The 3,003-nt window shown below is 68.0% G+C and carries 1 protein-coding gene and 1 pseudogene; both read right to left on the reverse strand.

All coding sequences use genetic code 11. From position 1 onward, the window contains the following. Positions 1–472 (reverse strand): annotated as a pseudogene (locus tag HUU95_RS12615) (hypothetical protein); the annotation flags it as partial. Between the two features lie 56 nt (positions 473–528). After that, positions 529–3,003: TonB-dependent receptor (locus HUU95_RS12620; protein ID WP_174280420.1), on the reverse strand; the 2,475-nt coding region annotated here is incomplete at its 5' end.

Consider the following 3,003-nt stretch of genomic DNA (forward strand, 5'->3'; position numbering starts at 1 on the left):
CGTCCAGCCGGTCGCGCGCCCAGCCAAGTCCGCCCGCGTCCGCCCGAAGCGGCGCGTCGAGCCCGGCGGGCACGGTGCCGAGCGCCTGATAGTCGCGCAGCACCCGGACGCTGGTCAGCAACGCGCGCTTCACCACCAGCCGGGGCGCCCGGATCGTCGCGGAGAAGACCGTCCCGTGCAGCGCGCGGCCCCTGGCGTCGATGCCGGAAAAGGGCCGCGCGGGCGAATTCATCCGCCACTCGGCGGCGACGGGAAGCCGCTCGAACCAGAGCCCGACGCCGCTGTTGCCGGCCGGAAAGGCGACGATGATCCGCGGATCGATACCGTCGCGCAGCACCACATGCGCCGCGACCGGCCCGTCCTGCACGAACGCGTTGAGGTTCAGCCCCTCGCGCCGCGCCATACCGGGCACGGGCGCGGGCGCGGCGGCGAGCGAGGCCGCGGCGGAGAGGGCGAGCAGGACAGGGCGCATGGCGACCGCGTACGACATCGGCCGGCGGGGGCGCGAGCCCCGGCCGGCGTGCCGGATCACAGCTTGATCGTCGCGCTGACGATCGCGTTGCGGCCATAGATCGCCCGGCCATAGAAATAGCCGTTGCTGATCGACTGCGTCTGCCCCTGGCGCGGGTTGCCCTCGGTGAAGCCCTTGGTGTCGGTCACGTTGTCGACGCTGACGTTGATGTTGACCATCGACGAGAGGTTGAAGCTCGCGCCGGCCGAGAACACGCTATAGTCCGGCAATGCGATGCCGTTGCCCGCGTCGGCGAAGATCTTGCCGATGTATTTCCACCGCCCGTACACCTCGCCAAGCCCATGGGGCAGGATGAACGAGGGCGTCACGGTCAGCAGCTTCTTGGGCGTTCGCTCGGGCGTATTGCCGTTGTAGCTGCCGGGGATCGGCGTGTCGAAGACGATGTTCGTCAGCTTCGGCTCCTGGTACACGCCGACCACGTTCAGGCTGAAGAACCGGATCGGGCGGATGTCCGCGTCCACCTGGACGCCGTTGGTCCGGCTGTCGGCCACCGCGTTCGACTGGACCGCGGCGTTGGCCGGGTTGATGAACTGGTACGACAGGTCGTTGATCTCGGTCCGGAAGCCGATCACGGAGGCGTTGAAGCCGGGATACTGGGCGCGAACGCCGCCCTCGTACAGCGTCAGCGCGGTCGGCTTGTGCGTCCCGCCGGTGTCGCCGCCGTTGGTCTGGAAGCCATAGGCGCCGCGCACGTACAGCGCGAAATGGTCGGTCAGCGTGTAGTTGATGCCGCCGGTGTAGGCGAGCTTGTTGTACGAGGCCGACTGGTGCGTGAAGGTGCCGTCGAACGTGCTGCCGACGTCGCTCACGATGCCCGGCGTCCCCGCCGGGACCGCCGCGTTGACGAGCGCGGTGTTGCCGATGTCGACGCCGACATGCTCGTGCTCGTACCGGGCGCCGAAGTCGATGTGCAGCTTGTCGCCGATGCGCAGTTCGTCGTTGAAATAGCCCGCGATCGAGTTGACCTCGTCCTCGAAGATGCCCTGGCCCCAGTTGCCGTAGTTCACGACGCCGTTGTTGGTCAGCGTACCCAGCACCTGTCCGCCCGAGTTCAGCGCGACGAGATCGTAGATGTGCGAGTCGTTGCGCACGTCGTTGATGACGGTGGCGGTGGCCGACTGGTCGTTGCGGCGGCGCACGTTGTAGTACATGCCGCCGACCGTCAGCGAGTTGTTGATCGCGCCGCTGGTCGCGTCCCACTTCGCGCCGAAATTGGCGCCCGCGTCCTTGGTCGACAGCGTCTGGTGGTTGAGCACGGTCTGCTGGAGCAGGCCGTTGCCGCCGAGCGCCGCCAGCGTCGCGGTGTCGGTCGAGGGGATCACGACGCCGGTGCGCACGTCGCGCAGCCCGAACTGGAGCGTCGTCGGGAAAGCCCTGGTCGCCGCGGTGTAATAGGGCACGCCGCCGATCGACAAGCCCGCCAGCGGCGATGCGTTGGGCACCAGGTAATCGCGCGCCGAGGTCAGCCCCGCCAGACCCGATCCCGATCCGGGGAAGATGCCGTTGAAATCGTATCTGCCGTCGAGGTAGCGCGCGTGCGCGAACAGGCTGACATGGTCCGACACCGGCTTCTCGATGTCGATCCGATAGGTGTTCGCGGTCACCCTGACGCCGGTCTCCGAGCTGAAGCGGCGCAGGCTGTTGCCGGTCGCGGGCGAGTCGGGGATCAGGAAATGCTCGAAATAGCGGCCGCCGACGTCGTCGGTCTTGAGGTTCAGGCCCGGTACGCTGTTGATGTCGCCGTTCGCGCCGACGCGGAACGGCATGTCGGCGTAATAGGGATTGCGCTGGTCGATCCGCTTGTACGTCAGCCGGACGGTGCCGCCGTCGTCGAAACGCTTCTCCAGCATCGCCTTGACGTTGTAGCCGGCGAAGGTGAACGGCGTGCTGCGGAGGCCCTTCTGCGAGGTGACGTAGCCGCCGACGCTGTACGCCAGGCTGTCGGTAATCGGCGCGGAGAAATAGGCGTCGGCGCGGAAGTCGTTGTAGCTCGTGCCGGTGAACCGCGCGGAGGCGGTCGCCTTGTCGTAGCTGGGCTTGAGCGAGATGAAGTTGATCGTCGCGCCCGCGCCGTTGGGGGCGAGCACGCCCGACGTGCCGCCCTCCACCGCCTCAACCCGCGCGATCGTGATGTCCTGCTGGAAATAGAAGTCCGCGCCATTGCCGCCATAGAGGATCGGCATGCCGTCCTCCTCCAGCGTGATGAACGTCTGCCCGCCGCCGCGCAGCCCGCGGACCGAATAGTTGTTCGAGATCGGGCCGGCCGTCCCCTCCACGAAGATGCCCGGTACCAGCTCCAGCGTCTCGGCGGTCGAGCGGGGCGCCTTGCGGGTGATGTCGGCCGAACTGGCGAGCGTGACGTTGGACGAGCTGTCGAACAGCGTGCGCCTGCCCGAGGTGTTGCCGGTGACGATGATGTCCTGCATCCCGCCCGCGTCGCTGGCGGGCGGCTGCGCGCCGGGCGGGGTTCG

The sequence above is a fragment of the Sphingomonas bacterium genome, from assembly GCF_903643065.1.
Taxonomy (GTDB): Bacteria; Pseudomonadota; Alphaproteobacteria; order Sphingomonadales; family Sphingomonadaceae; genus Sphingomonas.